The sequence below is a fragment of the Epilithonimonas sp. genome (assembly GCF_032054305.1).
GTDB lineage: Bacteria > Bacteroidota > Bacteroidia > Flavobacteriales > Weeksellaceae > Epilithonimonas.
This window is the reverse complement of the sequence record NZ_DAMBSX010000005.1, coordinates 304,694-324,634: the sequence shown is the minus strand read 5'-3', so window position 1 is coordinate 324,634 and position 19,941 is coordinate 304,694. Positions and strand designations below refer to the sequence as shown.

The 19,941-nt window shown below is 39.2% G+C and carries 10 protein-coding genes; 9 read left to right on the top strand and 1 reads right to left on the bottom strand.

Features of this window, described 5'->3' with window-relative positions; translation table 11 throughout:
* The first annotated feature begins 100 nt into the window (after positions 1 to 100).
* The 4 genes from RTX21_RS12795 to RTX21_RS12780 are packed head-to-tail and all read left to right on the top strand — an operon-like array spanning position 101 to position 6,890.
* Positions 101 to 1,558 carry an ELWxxDGT repeat protein gene (locus RTX21_RS12795; RefSeq protein WP_312768260.1) on the top strand — a complete coding sequence of 486 codons (1,458 nt, stop codon included), beginning with the start codon at positions 101 to 103 and terminating at the stop codon, positions 1,556 to 1,558.
* A gap of 18 nt (positions 1,559 to 1,576) precedes the next feature.
* Positions 1,577 to 2,968, top strand: coding sequence for an ELWxxDGT repeat protein (locus RTX21_RS12790; RefSeq protein ID WP_312768258.1), 1,392 nt, complete (start codon positions 1,577 to 1,579; stop codon positions 2,966 to 2,968).
* The gene (locus RTX21_RS12785) at positions 2,968 to 4,281 is read left to right on the top strand and encodes a T9SS type A sorting domain-containing protein (protein ID WP_312768257.1); all 1,314 of its coding nucleotides are present in this window, start codon (positions 2,968 to 2,970) and stop codon (positions 4,279 to 4,281) included. Before RTX21_RS12790 ends, RTX21_RS12785 begins: the two co-directional genes overlap by 1 nt.
* 11 nt (positions 4,282 to 4,292) lie before the next feature.
* The gene (locus tag RTX21_RS12780) at positions 4,293 to 6,890 is read left to right on the top strand and encodes a T9SS-dependent M36 family metallopeptidase (protein ID WP_312768256.1); all 2,598 of its coding nucleotides are present in this window, start codon (positions 4,293 to 4,295) and stop codon (positions 6,888 to 6,890) included.
* A gap of 64 nt (positions 6,891 to 6,954) precedes the next feature.
* Here RTX21_RS12780 and RTX21_RS12775 read toward each other — a convergent pair whose 3' ends face one another.
* A complete protein-coding gene (locus tag RTX21_RS12775) occupies positions 6,955 to 8,151 on the bottom strand; it encodes a DUF4960 domain-containing protein (RefSeq protein WP_312768255.1) in 1,197 nt (398 codons plus the stop codon).
* A 425-nt stretch (positions 8,152 to 8,576) separates the two neighbouring features.
* Between RTX21_RS12775 and RTX21_RS12770 the strand changes: the two genes are divergently transcribed.
* The 5 genes from RTX21_RS12770 to RTX21_RS12750 all read left to right on the top strand — a co-directional run bounded on the left by RTX21_RS12770 (position 8,577) and on the right by RTX21_RS12750 (position 19,935).
* Positions 8,577 to 11,342 carry a substrate-binding domain-containing protein gene (locus RTX21_RS12770; RefSeq protein WP_312768252.1) on the top strand — a complete coding sequence of 922 codons (2,766 nt, stop codon included), beginning with the start codon at positions 8,577 to 8,579 and terminating at the stop codon, positions 11,340 to 11,342.
* A 467-nt stretch (positions 11,343 to 11,809) separates the two neighbouring features.
* Complete coding sequence (locus RTX21_RS12765) at positions 11,810 to 13,123, top strand: sugar porter family MFS transporter (protein ID WP_312768249.1); 1,314 nt, start codon at positions 11,810 to 11,812, stop codon at positions 13,121 to 13,123.
* 346 nt (positions 13,124 to 13,469) lie between these two features.
* Positions 13,470 to 15,017: a glycoside hydrolase family 32 protein gene (locus tag RTX21_RS12760; RefSeq protein WP_312768247.1), complete on the top strand. Its 1,548-nt coding sequence runs from the start codon at positions 13,470 to 13,472 to the stop codon at positions 15,015 to 15,017.
* Positions 15,018 to 15,029: 12 nt separating this feature from the next.
* Entirely contained in the window at positions 15,030 to 18,131 is a 3,102-nt protein-coding gene (locus RTX21_RS12755; protein WP_312768245.1) for a TonB-dependent receptor, read from the top strand.
* A 106-nt stretch (positions 18,132 to 18,237) separates the two neighbouring features.
* Positions 18,238 to 19,935, top strand: a complete 1,698-nt coding sequence (locus RTX21_RS12750) for a RagB/SusD family nutrient uptake outer membrane protein (protein WP_312768243.1) — start codon at positions 18,238 to 18,240, stop codon at positions 19,933 to 19,935.
* Positions 19,936 to 19,941 lie beyond the last annotated feature (6 nt).

Genomic DNA, 19,941 nt, shown 5'->3' with positions numbered 1-19,941 from the left:
TGAAGTTTCAAGATAATTAATCTGCAATAAGCGTTGTCTTACAGATAATTTTTCTTGGTTCTTTTCAAATGAATCAACAGGTTTACTAACAATTATCAATATGAAAAAAATCAACTTTCTTGCAATTTTTTTAGGGGGACTTTTAACAGCACAGACTACTTTTACATTAGTAAAAGATATAAATCCTGGTACAGCCAATTCGGTACCAACTAATTTTGCAGTCCTTGACGGCAAACTTTATTTTAGTGCAACTTATACTCCTACAGGTTCCGCAGTTGGGACTGAACTTTGGGAATCGGATGGCACCAGTGACGGAACAAAACTGGTTGTGGATGCCAATCCGGGTGCGTTTTCATCTGGGCCAACCAATCTTTTTGCGTTTAATAACAAACTCTATTTCACTGCGACTCTTGTTGTCAATGGAAGCAATGTTTCCGGAGCACTTGCTTCATATGACAGTGTTGATGGTCTTAAGACAGTATCTACAACAGCAAAATTTGCGGCTAATTTGATAAAAGTAGGGAACAGACTTTATTTCAAAGCCACCAACAGTGCTGTAACGCCCAATACTCAAAGGCTTTTTTACCTCGATGAAACTTCTCAGGCAGTTGTTGCAGATGATGACACCAATGTGATGGTCATTGGAAGCGTGGGAGAAAAATTGATTGCAAATGCGCAATCCAAAACTTCAACCACTCCTACATGGTATCAGCTTTTTGATTTTAACGGGACGTCGTTTAGTAATTTAAAAACGATTAATCCTTCCGCTACAGCATATCCTAATAACTTTTTCTACAGCACATCTCTGGGGAAAACCTTCTTTAGCGCCAATGGTGGGAGCGGAGCAGAGTTGTGGATGACGGATGGAACCAATGAAGGAACAATAATAGTCAAAGATATCAACACCTTTAGCGCAACAGCGGGATCCAGTCCTAGTAACTTTGTAGAATATAACGGCAAAGTATATTTTTCTGCGTCGGACGGAGCTACATCAGGTACCGAACTTTGGGTAACGGATGGCACCGAACAAGGCACTCAAATGCTTAAAGATTTAACTCCTGGTTCAGGAAGTTCTTTCCCTGAAAAAATGGTTGTCTTTAAGAATAAGCTTTATTTTCTTATGAGTGGTACAACAGGTGACAAACAGATTTGGGAAACTGATGGAACTGAAAGTGGGACGAAAATGGTCTCAACTTTAGCAACAGGCTCCGGTATGTTTGTGTATAATGATAATCTATATGTTTCAGCAAGGATAACTTCTACTGACCAAGTTGGTATAGAGTTGTACAAGGTCAACCTTGCGTCAGAAACACTTGCAGTTTCTTCTGCTTCTGCCAAAAAGCTTAATATCTATCCTAATCCTTCAAAAGGTGAAATAAACATTGCTAATCTGAAGTCTGGAAGTTTTAATCTCTATGAGCCATCTGGAAAGCTTATAAAAAATGGTGTATTTAACAATAACAAAATTTCATTGCAGACTTTACCGGGAACTTATATTTTAAAGATCACATCTGAAGATAAGAAGGTAAGTACTTCTGAAAAAGTGATTATACAATAATTTAAAAAATTAGAAATTATGAAGAAAATAATTTTAATGTTGTTCTTGGGCAATGTTGTCAGTGCACAGAGCATTACATTACTAAAAGATATCAATCCAGGCGCAAACCCTTCTACGCCTGCCGAATTTTTAAAGTACGGTGGAAAACTCTTTTTCAATGCCAATAACCCCAATTATGGTACGGAGCTTTGGTCAACAGACGGAACTTCCGGAGGAACAGATCTTGTGGTTGACCTCAATCCGGGAACACCAAGCTCATTGCCGACCTCACTTCTTAATTATGATAATAAGCTATACTTTAAGACTTTATTAGGAACTACTGGTCTGTACTCTTATGACAGTACTGCTGGTGCTACATTGGTGGCGCCAGGAATGGGTACAGCTTCAAATTTTCTTGTGGCAGAAGGGAAAATATTTTTTAGGCAAAACAACAAATTATCCTATTTTTCTCAAGGTACAGTTACAGAAATTGACACGCCCGTTTTGATAAACGGTCAAATGGGTGCGGTCAATGGAAAAATCATTACAGGTGCTACTGCAACATCCGGAACAAATAATTATCAGATTTACGCTTATGACGGAAATACCGTATCACTTTTAAAGGTGATCAATCCGAACTCCACCTCAAATCCTCAGAATTTTTTTTACAGCAGCGCTTATAATACATTGTTTTTTACAGCGGGTTCCAATACTGCGGGATTTGAACTTTGGAAGACCGACGGAACGGCCGACGGAACAATACAGGTCAAAAATATCAATGCAGGTACATCAAGTTCGTTTCCAGGTAATTTCAGACAAGTTGGGAGCAAAGTGTTTTTTGCTGCTAACAATGGTACTAATGGGAATGAGCTGTGGGTAACAGACGGAACTGAGGACGGAACTGTACTGGTAAAAGATGTTAATCCAGGTTCGGCGGCATCGAATCCTGTCAATCTAACAGAGCTGAATGGAAAGCTATATTTTTTGGCAAGTGATGGTTCAGGAGAAGCCAGACTATGGGAAAGCGATGGTACGACGGACGGAACCAAAATGACATTGGAGCTAAAACCAGGATATACAAACTTTGTCTTAGGTAAAATGGAAGAGTATAACGGCGCACTTTACCTTTCGGCCAAACTTACAGTAGCGCAAGGACAGGAACTCTATAAGATAGAACTGCCTACACTTAGTGTTGAAAATCACAACAAGAAAGAAATTGGCATTTATCCCAATCCTGCAAGCGGTGAATTATTCTTTAACGGTTTTGAGAAAGGCTCTTACGATCTGTATGATGTAAAAGGAAGTCTTATAAAGAAAGATGGCAATATCATAAATAGTAAATTAAAGCTAAACGTACCAAAAGGTAATTATATTCTTGTCACAAAGACTATTGATGGTACTGTCAATACAAATAAAATAATTGTAAAATAATGAAAAGATCAATATTAATTTTTTTAGTCCTGATTAGTGGCGGCATGGCGAAATTAAATGCTCAGGTCGTTAATTTCCCGGATGAAAATTTTCTCGAATATATACTGCTTTATACTAGCATAGATGCCAACAATGACGGTGAGATACAGGTGAGCGAAGCTGAGGCTTACACTGGAAGTTTAATTATTACTCAAAAGATCAACAATGTTACCGGAATAGAGTATTTTAAAAATATATCATCACTCACATTTAATAAATCACCTGTCAGTAATGTAAATCTTTCAAACAATAAACAACTGACACAATTATTTGTTGAAGGATCAAATATTGGAAGTCTAGACCTTAGAACGAATAACAAACTTGTAAATATGGACATTAAAAACAATGTGGCATTGACTCAGGTTCTATTGGGGCAGCATCCGAACTTGCAGTATGCAAGCCTAATGTTCAACACTATTGAGACTATAGATGTAACCCAATGTCCAATGCTTACATATCTTTTCATGGCATCCAACAATTTGTCGAGCATCGATGTAACAAAAAATCCAAGGCTTGCAGAGTTAAACCTGGGTGCCAATCATCTGACTTCGCTGGATGTCAGTAAAAATACCAGGCTGACGTATCTCCATCTAGGCGTTAATGCAATTCAGCAGCTCGATGTGTCGAATAATACATTATTGGATACCTTTATGATACAGTCCAATCCTATAACTTCTATTGACATCAGCAAGCTTAAATTCCTAAGGTCGTTTGTTATGGATAGTACAGGAATTACGACCATTGACCTCACACCGCACAATATGTTACAGTTCTTTTATGCTAGTTATTCGCAGCTAACAGAGGTTGATACCAGTAAAAATACCGCTCTCATATACGTCAACGCTGTTGAAAACCAAAAGATGAAATTCATCAATGTTAAAAATGGTAATAATACAAATGCTATCGGTTTTTTTGCCATAAATAGCCCAAACCTGAAATGCATACAGGTAGATGATGTTACATACAGCTCTTCACAACAGCTTTGGCAAAAGGATGCTACCGCAGTGTATGCTACGGATTGTAGTAATATATTAGCTACTAATGAAATAAGTAATACAGTAAAGTTTTCCGCTTATCCAAATCCTACCTCAGATTATCTGTATCTGCAAAATAATGCAAAGGAGATCAGTATTTTCAATACAGCTGGGCAAATGGTTGCCGGTTACAGGAATACAAAAATGGTCGATATGAGTTATCTGCCTATAGGTAATTATGTCGTTAAGGTTACAGATTCTGCGGGTGTGGTATCATCGCAAAAAATCATAAAAAAATAAGCATATATCTAATGAAATTGAATATACAAAATACAATTAGAGTAACAGCAGCAGCAATTGCACTGATGGCCGGCAGCTATGCAAATGCCCAAAGCAATGACAGGAATATTATTGAACAACATCTTGCAGCCGGTAAAACAACATTTGGAAAAACCTTTGACATTATCCACACGTCTCAAAGAAAAAATTCTGAGGGAACAATAATCAATATTCAGCAGACTTACAGTGGTGTGCCGATCTATGGGGCTATATCGTCCGTATTGATTCGTGAAAATTCGGTAAAGTATATCTCTGACAATTTTATGTCAGTTCCGGAAAATATATCTGTGGGACGAGCGTCATTTGACGTTAAAAAAGATTTTTCTTCTGTTTTATCTTCTGGAAAACTGAATGGTGATATAAGCGACTATACCTTTGAAGGGAGAAAAAATAATACGGTTACTTCTAAATTAGTATATTTTCCTACGGAGAAAGGTGGTCTTCAATTGTCTTATGTCCTCAACTTTTTCGAGAAGGGAACCAATAACTACTGGGATATTATTGTAGATTCCAACACAGGAAAAGTTATCGAAAAAACGAACCTCACAGTATCATGTCAATTCCATGATCATAAATATTCTACTGAACATCAGTTAGATGTGGTATCGCATAAGTCCGGAAATGAAACAGTTTCTGAAAAGTCCAATAATTATTGTTTTCTTGAAGACAATGCGTCTTATCGTGTTTATGCATTCCCTGTAGAATCACCCAATTTCGGGCAACGGACTTTGGAAGTCAATCCTTGGTTTTTAGATGCTTCTCCATTGGGTTGGCAAAATGACGGTGATGAATCATACAATATCACCCGCGGAAATAATGCCTATGCCTATACCGACCTGAACGGCTCCAATGCTTTCGGGGCAAGTGCCAATGGAGGTTCGCAGAAATTATTTGATTTCCCTCTGGATCTTAGCCAATCACCGGATACGTACACAAATGCAGCTATTACCAACTTGTTCTATGTGACGAATAAAATGCACGACATATTTTACCGCTATGGATTTGATGAGGCCGGACGTAACTTTCAGTCAAACAATTTTGGAAAAGGTGAGCCTTATACAGATTTTGACCCTGTCTTGTCGGAAGCCAGAGATGGCGCATCGTTGAACAATGCCAATTTCGCTACACCTCAGGATGGATTTTCACCAAGAATGCAGATGTATCTCTGGCGTTATGGCTATTTGTTAAGTTATAATGCGCCAACCGATATGGTCGGGAGAAAACCTGCTGCAGGCTACAATGTTGATTTTGGAGGTGCTTTTCCAACAAACTCGCCACTTACGGCAGATGTTGCAATAGCTACACCTGCAGATGGTTGTACTAATCTGACCAATACAGATCTTACCGGGAAATTAGCGCTCATTCAAAGAGGAGCCTGCAATTTTGATGTTAAATTCAAAAAAGCGCAGGACAAAGGTGCAAAAGGTGTTATCATATATAATCCTACGCCATCGCAAACCATTATTAATATGAGCGGTACAGACGGTACTGTAACTATACCGGGAATATTGATTGATAACGAGGAAGGGGAATTGATAAAGTCCAAAATTGAAAATGGAACAACTGTCAATGCCAATTTAAAATATAACACTTTCGATATCGACGGTAGTTTGGATAATGGCGTTATAGCCCACGAATACACCCACGGAATATCCACAAGAAGCACAGGAAATGGCTACAGCTGCCTTAACACAAGCTACGCCAACGAACAGATGGGAGAAGGCTGGTCAGACTTTTTCGCTTTGATGGTAACCAATAAAGCAGATGCAACGGCAGCCCAGCCAAGGTCTACAGGGTCATTCGTTGCCAATCAAAACGCCAATGGACCAGGTATAAGACCCGCAAAATATTCGCCTGATTTTTCAATCAATGACTATACCTATGGTGATACTAATGGCAAATATTTAGATGCTGGTGGCGGAAGCCTTTACGTAGATGTTCACGGAGTAGGTTTTATTTGGGCAACCATGTTGTGGGACCTACATTGGAAGTTCGCAGAAAAATATGGCTTTTCCAATGATATAGCCAATAATCCGGACTCAGGAAGCGGAAAAGTAGTCAAAGTGGTAATGGAAGCAATGAAGATACAGGGTTGCTATCCGAATTTTGTAAGTGGCAGGGATGCTATTATAGCAGCTGATGCCGATCTAAACAATGGAGAGAACAAATGTATGATCTGGGAGACATTTGCAAGAAGAGGTTTAGGATTTAATGCCAAAACTGGTCTTACCAGGGGAACATTGCCAAATGCTATATCCGATCAGGTTGAAGATTTCACCGTTCCTTCGGAATGTTCTCTTGGAACAGCTGAAGTAGTTACCAGTAAGAAAATTACAATATATCCGAACCCTGCAAATAAAGAGGTTTTCATAAAAACGAATGGCGTGAAGATATTGGGTAAAATCAAAGTTTCTATATTTGATTTATCCGGAAAGAAAATAGATGAACAAACTATTGATTCAAATGCCAATGAGCCTGTAAATACGTCAGGTCTGTCAAACGGCACTTACCTTATAAGCGGTGATGGAATTGGTCTTAATTTCAGCAGCAAATTGATTATCAATAAATAGCTTTCACTATCTTCAGATAGATAAAAATAGCTCTACTTGTCTTAAAGTGGAGCTATTTATTTGTTTATTTCTTAATTAACTTAAAGGTTTTATGAGATGTTACGGCTTTAACCTTTACAGTATAATTTCCCGGAATCAGCTTGTCAACTGGGATAGTTTTAGATTGGGAAGATATTATCTTTCTTCCATTCATATCGTAGATTTCGCTGTTCACATTTTCATCTGCCTGGATATTCAGGATTGCTGATACAGGATTAGGATATATGCCGATTTTCTGTTTTCCCTGCAAATCTGTCGATGAAAGCATAGATTCTCCTCCGGCAAGATAGAGTAGTGTATTTTCTGTCAGCTTTTTTACATATTGATTACTTCCACTTGGCGCATACCAGTCATAAACGCCTGAACCATACCAGATAATCGTCCCGTCACTAGAATTCCTCGGATTGAATCTCGCTGCCTGGATTTCCGTTCCATCACAATTTTCCAAAAGGATTTCTGCGTTCAGTATATTTTGGAACATTTGTCTTCTTTGTTCTAATGTTGAGCCTGTACCGCCAGCATCGTCATAGATTCTACCCCAATTCAGGTTGTATTGCAGGGCCCGGTTTTTCTTTTCTGTACCTGCTCCCAAAAATTCGATGCTTTGGGATGTATTGGCACAACTTACTGCATTTGTGCTGATTCCCGTCAGAAGAATTGGAGTCTGATTTCCACTCCAATTGGTTCCCCAAGCTCCCGATGAGTTTGCCGGATTTGCGGTTGTGTCACCAAATGACTGATTCGGTCTGTATTCCCAAGGATTATTAAGCCCATCGAAAACCCCAAAAACTTCAAGTCCTTTTCCAGCAAAATTTCCTAATAGAAGTTTCTTTCCGGACTTATAAAACTGCTTGATTTTCCACATAAAATCGTCTTCCAGTTGTCCACATGGCCCATTCCATTGGAAACCTGCTTCACTCAAAATGCAATGTTTATCGCCATTTCCTTCGGTTGTTCCTCTTGGCCATTCATTCAATCTTTCTGTGTAAGTTGCGCCATCGCTCTGTATCCAGACCACGTCGTAACCGCTGATGTCTGCACCTTCTGCCACATCCTGAAACGAAAAATAACTTCCCGTGATATTGGAAGAATGTGCAGGAACGAAAGTTTCCATAAACCAAACTGCCGCCGCTCTGTCATCGTCGTAGGTTAATCCATCGCTGGCAGTCGGGATATTGCTGTTATAAATATCGGCTTGTCCAATGAAAGCTATTTTTTTCATTTGCGCGTTTACATTTGCAAACATTAATCCTGCAAAGAGGCTTAGATAAAGTTTTCTCATAATTTTTTAGTTAAGGTTTGTATTATTTTCTTGAATGTTTATAATTCTTCGAGATGATTTTTAAATGAATTTTCATCTCTTCTGTTCCAAATGTATCCGCAAAGCAGAGCTGGGTATTTCACTTATTGTTCAAAATGATTAGAATTTGTTTTGAAAGATGAAATTCAATACAAAAAGCTTTATCCATCGGTGTTTTTTGAGTACTATGCGATTTGAATTATTTCACAATTTTATACCGATGTTACAGTACTTATAAAATTGTAACATTCATATTTTACGATTGAAAGGTCTTGACAATCAATAAAGACAAATTAGCTTCACCAAAAATTGCGGGTGTAAAACATCTTTATTAATATTGTGTTAATATGTCCACAAAGAAAATTTTCAGCGCTCTTGGTTTTTCAAAGATTTCCACAACATTATTTTTAATGCTGATGGTTCTTTCAGCGTGTAAAAATGATTCCGAAAAATCAGACAAAATCGATATCGGATTTTCGCAAGGTTTGGGAAATCATCCTTGGCGACAGTCGATGAACCACGCAATGGAAATTCAGGCATCTTTGCATTCCGAGGTGCAATTGAGCATCAGGAAGGCGGAAGGCTCTGTTAAAAAACAGATTCAGGATATTCAGAAAATGATTGACAGCAGAGTAGATATCATCATTATTTCTCCCATTGAACCTAATTCACTGATTCCCGTTGTAGAGAAAGCATTTGAAAAAAAAATCCCGGTGATTTTAGTTGATAGGAAAATAAACTCCTCAAAATATACCACTTACATCGGTGCAGATAATATTGAAATTGGAAAAGAAGCAGCGCAATATATTCTTTCTGACTCTAAAAATCTGAAAAAAGTCATCGAAATAAAAGGAGATGACAACTCTTCTCCAACGGTTGAAAGAAGTTTAGGATTCGAGCAAATTATCAAAAATAATCCCAATACCGAGTTGATAAAAACCTTCAAAGGTCTTCCGACAGAGGCTTTCAGGAAAACGCTGGATTCGCTGGGAAATCAAAGCTTGTATGTTTTTGCGTTTAATGATGAACTGGCTTCCCAAGCTTGGCAGGTCGCGAGAAATGGAGGCGTAGAAAATCAAATCAAATTCATCGGTGTTGATGGTCTGAACACTAAAGATGGCGGAATCCAGATGGTTTTAGATGGAAAACTGAACGCTACTTTGCTTTATCCAACGGGTGGAGCAGAGGCAATCGAATCGGCTATCAAAATCTACAACGGACAGACCTTGCCTAAGCGAATCAAATTAAGCACAACCGTCATTGATAGGTTGAATGCGGAGATTATGCGAAATCAGTTTGACAAAATTATTGAGCAACAGGGTGTGATAGAAAATCAGGTGAATGCTGTAAAAAAACAAACCGAACTCTATTCTTCCCAAAAAGAATTGTTTCGCTGGTCTGTTGTTCTTTTGATATTAATGTTTTGTCTCGTTGCTTATGCGATTTACCTGATTTACGCCATTAAAATAAAAAACAAACAACTCACTTTAACCAATGAAAGAATCACCATACAGAGGAATCAGATTGAAATGATTGCCGATGAACTGAAACAAAGCAACGAAGCGAGAGTCAACTTTTTTACAGGATTGTCACACGAGTTCAAAACACCGATAACACTTATTTTAAGTTCGTTGGAATCGCTGAAAGATACATTTAAAAGTAAAGGGACAAAGCCGTCTTATGAAATTGAACTTATCAATAAAAATTCTAACCGTCTGCTTCGCTTGGTAGATAATCTTTTGGATTTCAGGAAAATAGAAAATAAGACTTTTAATCTAAGGGTTTCAAAAACCAATATTTATGATTTCACTTATGGTATTTTCAGAGATTTTGAAAATGAAGCTAAGAAGCGAAATATAAAATTTGAAATTCATTCTGCCAACAAAAATCTTGAGCTTTATATTGATAGAAACCTGATGGACAAAGTGTATTTCAACCTTTTATCAAATGCTTTCAAATTCACACCGGATAATGGTAAAATTGAAATCACGATTCTGGAAAAAGGCAATCAGGCAGTCATCACTTTTAAAGATAACGGCATCGGAATCCCTGAGAAAGAAGTCGGAAATGTCTTCGAAGCTTATTTCAAAGGCTCCAACAACCGCAAAAACAGTTCGGGAATTGGGTTACATCTTAGCCGTCAGTTTGTAGAGCTTCATTTGGGAAAGATTGAGGTCAGTTCTTTTCAGGGAACAGAATTTGTCATTAGTCTCTATAAGGGAAATAAGCATTTTAACGAAGACCAAATGGTCAAAGAGCCAGGCGTGATGGATGCCGAAACGTTGGCAAAAGATTCGGTTTTTACAGAAACAGAAAGTGAGATTTATCCATCCGATACGGAAAATCAATCTGAGCGTTATTCTTTGCTTTTAGTTGAAGATAATTCAGATTTATCTTTTTTCCTCAGCAATAAACTGAATTCTGAGTTCGACGTGACAGTTTCTGATGGAACAGATGCCATTGACAAAGCATTGAACGAAATTCCCGATATCATTGTTTGCGATGTCAACCTTCCCGGCAAAAATGGTTTTGAAATCTGCGAAATCCTGAAAAATGACTTGAGAACATCGCATATTCCGGTGATTCTGCTCACAGCTTTGGACAATAAAGAATCTTATATTCAGGGACTGAAATCAGGTGTCGACCTTTATCTGACTAAGCCGTTTAGTTATCCAATTCTCATTCAGTCTTTGAGAGCATTACTTTACAACCGTGAAAAACTACGTTATTATTACACCAACAATATCGGCAGAATCGTGGACAGTAAATCATTCGGAAGCATTGAACAGACTTTTGTTAATAGACTGAATCAAATCATCCAAGCCAATATCGACAATGCCGAATTTTCCGTAGAAAATCTTGCCGACCTTCTTAATATCTCACGAATCCAGCTTTACAGAAAGATTAAAGCAATGTTTGATGTCAATGTAAGCGATTATATCAGCAATATCCGTCTGGAGCAGGCCAAATCGATGCTCCAAAATCCCGAACTCACCATTTCCGAAATCGCCTACAAAACAGGATTCTCTTCCCCGAATTATTTCTCCACGGTTTTTAAAAACAAGTTTGGCGTATCGCCCAATGTGTTTAGGAAGAGTGTGGGAGAGGAGTGATGGTTTTGAGTGAAGTTCGGAATGTTATGTATATTTAATAAAATGTAACCTGAGTCCTATTGATATTTAATTATTGTTGAAATCAACGAAGTGGTCGGCGTAGCCAAAATTAATTTCTTACATTTAATAACATTAATCGAACTTAGGTTAAAAGCAACAACCCAATAGATAGGTTATTGCTTTTTTTATTTTGTCAGGTTTCAAATCCGGTCAACGCAGCCACATCAACATTCGTTCAAACACCTGAAAATCTCCAAAAACAACGTAACAATTCCGTAGATTCATGTTACATTTTTGAAGCATTATTATAATTTAACAAAATGATTTAATTTTAATATTCTGATTATCAAAAACTTATATTAAGTTAACAAATAATTAACCTTGACGAAATATTTTGTTACATAATTAGACCTTTCCATTACCATCTCAGGATATATTAGCCACAAACAAATTAATAAGTTCTATTTATGAATAAAATTGTATTGTGGTCCGTTACCGCTGCTTTGGCAGGATTTCTCTTCGGTTTTGATGTCGTGGTGATTTCCGGAGCAGACAAAAAACTACAGACACTTTGGCACAGCTCAGATGCGTTCCACGGAGCGGTCGTGATGGGAATGGCGTTGTGGGGAACCGTTATCGGCGCCATTTTCGGCGGAATCCCGACCAACAAATTCGGACGCAAAAAAACACTTTTAACAATTGGCGTCTTGTATGCACTTTCGGCTATCGGTTCAGCATTATCGAATGACCCTTATATATTTGCATTTTTCAGATTTATGGGCGGTTTGGGCGTTGGCGCTTCAACCATAGCTGCACCGGCATACATTTCCGAGATTGCGCCGGCAAAAGACCGTGGCAGATTGGTTTCGCTATATCAGTTCAATATTGTTCTGGGGATTTTAGTGGCCTTTTTATCCAATTATCTACTCAGCGGAATTGGCGATAACGATTGGCGTTGGATGTTGGGAGTGCAGGCCATTCCGGCAACAATTTACACACTATGCGCTTTCATCATTCCGGAAAGTCCGAGATGGCTCGTTTCACAAGGCAGAATAGAAGAAGCCAAAAAAGTGATGAAAATCGTGAGTCCAGACCAGGATTCCGAAGCCATTATCGCTCAGATGGAAGACGACCACGCCGATGCGCCAAAGGAAAATATCTTTATGAAAAAGTACCGTTTCCCATTGATGCTGGCTTTCCTAGTTGCATTTTTCAACCAAATGTCGGGAATCAATGCATTCTTATATTACGCACCAAGAATTTTTGGTGAAGCAGGTTTGGGCGAGAAAACTGCACTGCTCAGCAGCATCGGGATTGGCATTGTGAATATGGTTTTTACCTTGGTAGGCGTCAACCTTATCGACAAAGTGGGCAGAAAAACATTGATGTTTATTGGCTCCATCGGGTATATTATTTCGTTAGGACTCGTATCTATGGCGTTCTATTTCAATTGGACAGGTTTGGCAATTCCTATATTTTTATTCCTGTTCATCGCTTCGCACGCTATCGGTCAGGGAACGGTGATTTGGGTTTTCATTTCCGAGATTTTCCCAAATCATCTCCGTGCATCAGGACAGGCATTCGGAAGCTCCACACACTGGGTTTTGGCAGCGGTCATTCCGTCCCTCATTCCAGCCTTATTCTCTACAATTGGCGCTGGAACGGTCTTTTTAGCCTTTACCATTGCAATGGTGTTCCAGTTGCTGTTCGTCATTTTTATGATGCCAGAAACCAAAGGCGTATCCTTGGAAAAATTGAGCAAAACCTTAACGAAAGAATAAAAAGATCTGCAAAATCAGCCAAATCTGCGAGAAATAATTTAAAAGAGAATTATTTGGACAGCTTTATCCGCCCTCCGTTCCCGCTTTTTTCTGGCATTGCGAAGCAAGTTTAGTTTTCAAAAAGAAGTATCCAACACCGCAATGCCAGAAAAAGAGCTCCACTCAGGTCGGGCTGCGGGATTCGGTATAAAACAAGACTTGTCATAAAAAATAATATTTTGACTCCCTTACATGTCTGAATGAAAACTTGATCAGGTTCAAAAAAATCGAAAAAAGTCAAACTCAACCAAAAAAATTAAAATCTGCCAAATCCGCAAAATCTGCGTGAATCAAAAAAATAATCGTAATGAAAAAAATAATATCAACAATAATTATCGCTGCGACCTACCACTCAGGACTCAATGCACAAAAATTATCGGAAGAACAGCTTTACCGCCCCAATTTTCACTTCACGCCAAAAAAAGGCTGGATGAATGACCCAAACGGACTCTACTATAAAGATGGTGTTTATAATCTCTTTTTTCAGTATTATCCCGATGGCAACAAATGGGGACCTATGCATTGGGGACATGCAACCAGCAAAGACTTCGTGAAATGGGAAGAAGAGCCGATTGCACTTTATCCGGATGATTTGGGTTACATCTTTTCAGGAAGTGCAGTCGTGGACAAAAACAACACTTCCGGTTTTGGAGATTCCAAAAATAATCCTGTGGTTGCAATCTACACCTACCACAATCCCAACCGTGAAAAAGACGGAAAAATTGATGTAGAATCTCAGGGAATTGCCTATTCTCTCGACAATAGCAAAACATGGACTAAATATAGCTCAAACCCAGTTCTCAAAAATCCTGGAATCCGTGATTTCCGTGACCCGAAAGTTTTTTGGGATGCCAAAAGACAACAATGGGTGATGGTTTTGGCAGCGCAGGACAGAGCGCATTTTTATACCTCAAAAAATCTCAAAGACTGGACTTTCCAATCCGAATTCGGGAAAGAGTTGGGTGGTCACGGCGGTGTTTGGGAGTGTCCTGATTTATTCTCATTGAAAGTCGAAGGTTCAAATGAGGAAAAGTGGGTTCTGATTGTCAACATCAATCCGGGTGGTCCTAATAATGGTTCTGCAGGTCAATATTTTATTGGAGATTTTGATGGCAAAACATTTAAAATAGATGACCTTTTCACCAAGCAGCTTCAGCGAGAAAAAGCCGTGTGGCTGGATTGGGGTAAAGACAATTACGCCAGTGTTTCGTTTGACAATGTTCCTCAGGATAAAAGAATCATCATCGGCTGGATGAGCAATTGGGAATATGCGCAGGAAGTTCCTACGGAAGCCTGGCGCAGCAGTATGACCGTGGCAAGGGAGGTTTCACTCAGAAAAACAAAGGAAGGATATATTCTTAAAAATATTCCCGTTGCTCAGCTGAAACAATATCAGGGAAAACCAATAACTAAAAAAATAAGTTTACAATCCAAAAATCAATTGATTACCAAATCTGAAATCAATCTCAGCAGAGCAGTGATAGATTTAGATTTTAAAAAGATGAAGGAAGGAAATTACACTTTCGCACTGAAAAATACTTTAGGAGAGCAAGTTCTTTTTGGGATTGATAACAAAACGAAAGAACTGTTCACAGACCGCTCAAAATCTGGGAAAACAGAATTCGGGAAAAACTACGCAACACCAATAACCAAAGCACCTTTGAACGGAATTTATGGGAATGCCAAATTGAAATTGGTACTCGACAAAACTTCCATCGAAATCTTCTTCAACGACGGCGAAAAAGTCCTGACAGAAATCTTCTTCCCTAACGAAAATTTCTCCGAACTGACTTTATCGACAGACACCAATGGAAGTTCTTTAGATTTCAATGCTTATCAGCTTAATATCAAATAAAAACTATATCATATGAAGAAATATAAAATGGCAATCGCCCTTTGTCTTCTTCCGTTTTCCTACATTTTTGCGCAGGAAATTGTGAAGGGCAAAGTGCTTTCTCCTAATCAAAAACCTCTGAGCGGTGTGACCGTTACAGTTTCCGAAACGGGAGCAAGTATAACTACTGACGGCAACGGCGCATTCCAAATCAATGATTTGCAGAAAGGAAACACGCTGGTTTTTACTTATCCTGATTATTCCACTCAGGAAGTAGTTGTAGATGAGAGAACTATTCTCAATATTATTCTTGCCGCTGATAAGATAAAGAATATTGACGAGGTTGTAGTGACTGGATATACCAAGCAGAAAAAAGCCGACATTACTGGTGCTGTTTCTATTGTTGAGATGAAAGATTTGAACAAACAAGGCGAACCGAATCCCATCAAATCATTACAAGGTAGAGTCGCTGGTGTCAATATCTCCACGGATGGTTCGCCTTCCGGTGGGAATACCAAAGTCCTTATCCGTGGTGTTGGAACTCTGAACAATACAGACCCGCTTTACGTGATAGACGGCGTTCCCACAAAAGCCGGAATGCACGAGCTGAATTCCGGAGATATAGAATCGATGCAAGTTTTAAAAGACGCCTCGTCGGCAAGTATTTACGGTTCAAGGGCGGCGAATGGTGTGATTATCATTACTACGAAAAAAGGAAAAAAAGGCAAAACAAGAATCGACTTGAATTATTACACCGCCTTTTCGCAATACGCAAAAAAAACCGAAGTTCTAAATGCAAAACAGTTCGGGCAAGTTCTTTGGCAGGCGAATATCAACGACGGTCTGAACCCGAATTTAAATAATCTGAGCTATAACTTTGATTGGGGCATTCAGAATGGTGTTCCAACCTTGTACAACAGTTTCGTTCCTGAATATTTGGATGCGGCGAAAACCATCAAATCCGCCAATACCAATTGGTATGATGAGGTTTCTCAGATCGGCGTTGCCAATTCTTTGGATGTTGCGGCTTCGAGTTCTTCCGACAAAGGTTCTTATTATTTCTCGATGGGCTATTATGACAATGATGGTATCGTGAAGCTGACCAATTTCAAGAGATTGTCTGCCCGTGTGAATACGTCTTATAATTTTTTCGATGGTAAATTGAAAATCGGAGAAAATTTCACATATACCAAAACCAATGAACTGATGGACCCGGGCGTTTTGGACCCTGCTTTGAGAGCCTTGCCGATTATTCCTGTTCATACGGTGGACGGAATCGGGTGGGGCGGTCCGGTTGGCGGAATGAACGACCGTCAGAATCCTGCCCGTCTTTTGGAATACAACAAAGACAACGGTTACCGTTACCAGCGTTTTTTTGGTAATGTTTATGCAGAATTGCAACCAGTGAAAAACCTGACTTTGAAATCAAGTTTCGGGGTCGATTTTTCCAACTATTATAAAAGAATGTTGCAAAGAAGCTATGTTTCCGGATATCTTCAGAACAAAACCAATGCAGTAAACATCGACCAGTCGGATACTGAAAAATGGACTTGGACCAACACGGCGCAATACTCCGCAAAAGCAGGAAATCACCACTTCGATTTGCTGGGCGGAATGGAAATGTACAAAGATATCTACAACAATACCTGGCTCAGAAAAGAAGGATTTCTGATAGAAACACCAGATTATATGTATCCTGATGCAGGAACAGGCGATGCCTTTAATGGCGGAAGTTCTACTTATTACAGCTTGCTGTCCTACTTCGGGAAGCTTTCTTATGATTATGATAATCGATATTTATTTTCTGCCACGGTACGTTATGACGGCTCATCAAGATTTGGAAAAAACAACCGTTTCGGAACATTCCCTGCATTTTCTGCGGGATGGAGAATCAACAAAGAAGATTTTGCGGAGAAAGTGATTCCGTTTTTCTCAGATTTAAGACTGAGAGCAGGTTGGGGACAAACTGGAAATCAGGAAATCAGCAACTCGGCGGTGTATTCGCTTTACATTGCCAATTATGCAGGCGGAAATCCAACCTGGGCAACTTCTTACGGAACAGCTTACGATATTTCGGGAGTAGGAAGTGGCTTATTGCCTTCGGGTTTCATCGCAACTCAGACTAAAAATGACGATTTGAGATGGGAAACCACTACACAAACCAACCTAGGTTTGGATTTCGGATTTTTTAGCCAAAAACTAACGGGAAGTGTAGATATTTATAAAAAAGACACCAAAGATATTCTTGTATTGCCTCCTTATCTCGGTGTGATTGGCGAAGGCGGAAACCGCTGGATAAATGGTGCTTCTATGGAAAACAAAGGGATTGAGGTCGCTTTGGGTTATCAAGACAAAACTACAGGTGGATTTGGCTACGAGATTTCGGGGAATTTCTCAATGAACAGAAATGCCATTACCGAATTACCTCAATCTGTTATTAACAATTATGGTGGAAATGGTACAACAGATAATATCCTCGGAAGACCAATCAATTCAATGTATGGTTATGTTGCGGATGGACTTTTCAGAACACAGTCCGAAGTTGATAATTCTGCAACGCAACCGGGCAAAGGTTTAGGAAGAATCCGTTATGCTGATTTGAATGGTGATGGAATTATCGACGACAAAGACCGAACGTGGATAGGAAATCCGAATCCGGGATTTATGTATGGAATCAATCTTAATTTCTCCTACAAAAACTTCGATTTATCAACCTTCTGGCAAGGCATCAGCGATGTGGATGTCATCAATTCCAAAAAATACCAGACCGATTTTTGGAGCGTAGATGATGTGGGTTCCAACAAAGGAACAAGGTTGCTCAATGCGTGGTCGCCACAGAATTCAGCTTCTGATATTCCGGCATTAACAACGGTAGACAGCAACGCAGAATCAAGATTTTCATCCTATTATGTGGAGAACGGAAGTTATCTGAAATTAAGAGTTTTACAACTAGGTTACACGATTCCGAAAAACGTATTGGAACAGTATAAAATCACAAATTTCAGAATTTATATCAGTGCACAGAATCTTCTGACCATCAAATCCAAAAGTTTCACAGGCATCGACCCGGAAACACCCGCTTTCGGTTATCCGCTTCCGTTGACGTTCAATTTTGGAGTTAATTTATCACTATAATATTTGAATAAATTCTAGCAGATTATCCATATGAAACTGATTAAAAAAATCAGCTCGACTTGCGAAATCAGCGAGAGACAAAAAAATCAAAAATAATATTAAAACAATGAAAAAACATATACTTCTAATAATAGCCTGTGCATTTTTACTGGGAACAGTTTCCTGCAACGATTTTTTGGATAATGAACCAAGAGGAGTTCTTTCCGAAGCCGATGTGGTGACGCCTCAGAATGTGGATGGTTTTGTCATAGCGGCTTATGCTTCTATGGGAAATGACCATTATGATACGCCTTTTAGTCTTTGGCCTTATGGAAATGTACGCTCGGACGATGCCTACAAAGGCGGAAGCGGAACCAATGATATTCAGGCATTTCACTTTTTTGAAATCTCCAATAACATACGTTCAGATTTTGGTGAATTAGACCGTCTCTGGTATCTTAATTATGTCGGAATCGGAAGAAGCAACAAAGCGATTGCGGCCTTGAACCAACTTTCTGATGCGCAATATCCGAACAAACAGAAACGGATTGCTGAGATGAAATTCGTTAGAGGTCATTTCTATTTTTTACTGAAAGAACTTTTCAAATATGTGCCCTATGTAGATGAAAACACGCCGATTGACGATTATCCTAAAATTTCCAACCGTGCGAAAACTGACCAGCAATTGTGGGATGCCATTGCTTCCGATTTTGAATTTGCAGCAGCGAATCTCCCATCAACACAATCCGAAGTCGGAAGACCGAAGAAAAGTGCGGCCTTCGCATATTTGGCAAAAGTGAGATTGTATCAGGCTTATGAGCAGGACGATAATTATACGGTAACTCAAATCAATCCGACAACGCTTCAAAAATCTATTGATGCGGCCAATCAGGTCATCGGAAATTATACTTTGGAATCAGATTTTGGTTATAATTTTCTCCCGGGAACGCACGAAAACGGCTCGGAGTCGGTTTTCTCTATTCAATATTCAGACAATGACGGAACGCTTTTCGGAAGGCTGAATTATGGCGATGTTCTCTCATTGCCGCAAGGTTTGGGTTGTTGCGATTTTCATAAGCCAAGTCAGAATCTGGTAAATGCTTTCAAAACAACGCCTCAAGGTTTGCCGATGTTCGATACTTATAATGACACAGATTTGAATTATAATCAGCTTGATAATTACAAAGTTGACCCGAGATTATACCACACCGTTGCTTTACCTGGATTGCCGTGGAAATATGAGGAAACCAAAATTTATCAGGAAAGCTGGAACAGAAGTCCGGGAACTTATGGTTATTACGCTTCATTAAAGGAAAATGTACCTGTCGGATGTGGCTGTACCGTGAATGTAGACCCGTTCTATGGCAATTCCAAAAACAGAATTATCATCCGTTATTCTGATGTTTTGCTGATGAAAGCCGAAGCTTTGATAGAATTAGGACAGCAAGATGCCGCTTTACCATTGATTAACCAGGTGAGACAGCGTGCCGCAAACAGTACGGTTTTGACCGGAAGTTATACTTCAAACAATCTTATCAGCCAATATCAGCCGGGCGTGAACTGCACGTGGAATCAGGATTTCGCCAGAAAAGCTTTACGTTGGGAACGCAGAATGGAATTTGCTATGGAAGGCAGCCGTTTCTTCGACCTTGTGAGATGGGGCGTTACGGCAAGCACGATGAACACCTATTATTCCGGTGAAAAAACAAAACGTTCTTACTATTCCCAGGCGGGCTTCGACCACGGCATTGAAGAATATTGCCCGATTCCTTTGGCTCAAATCAACTTCAGCCAAGGTGTTTATAAACAGAATAATGGTTATTAAAATTCA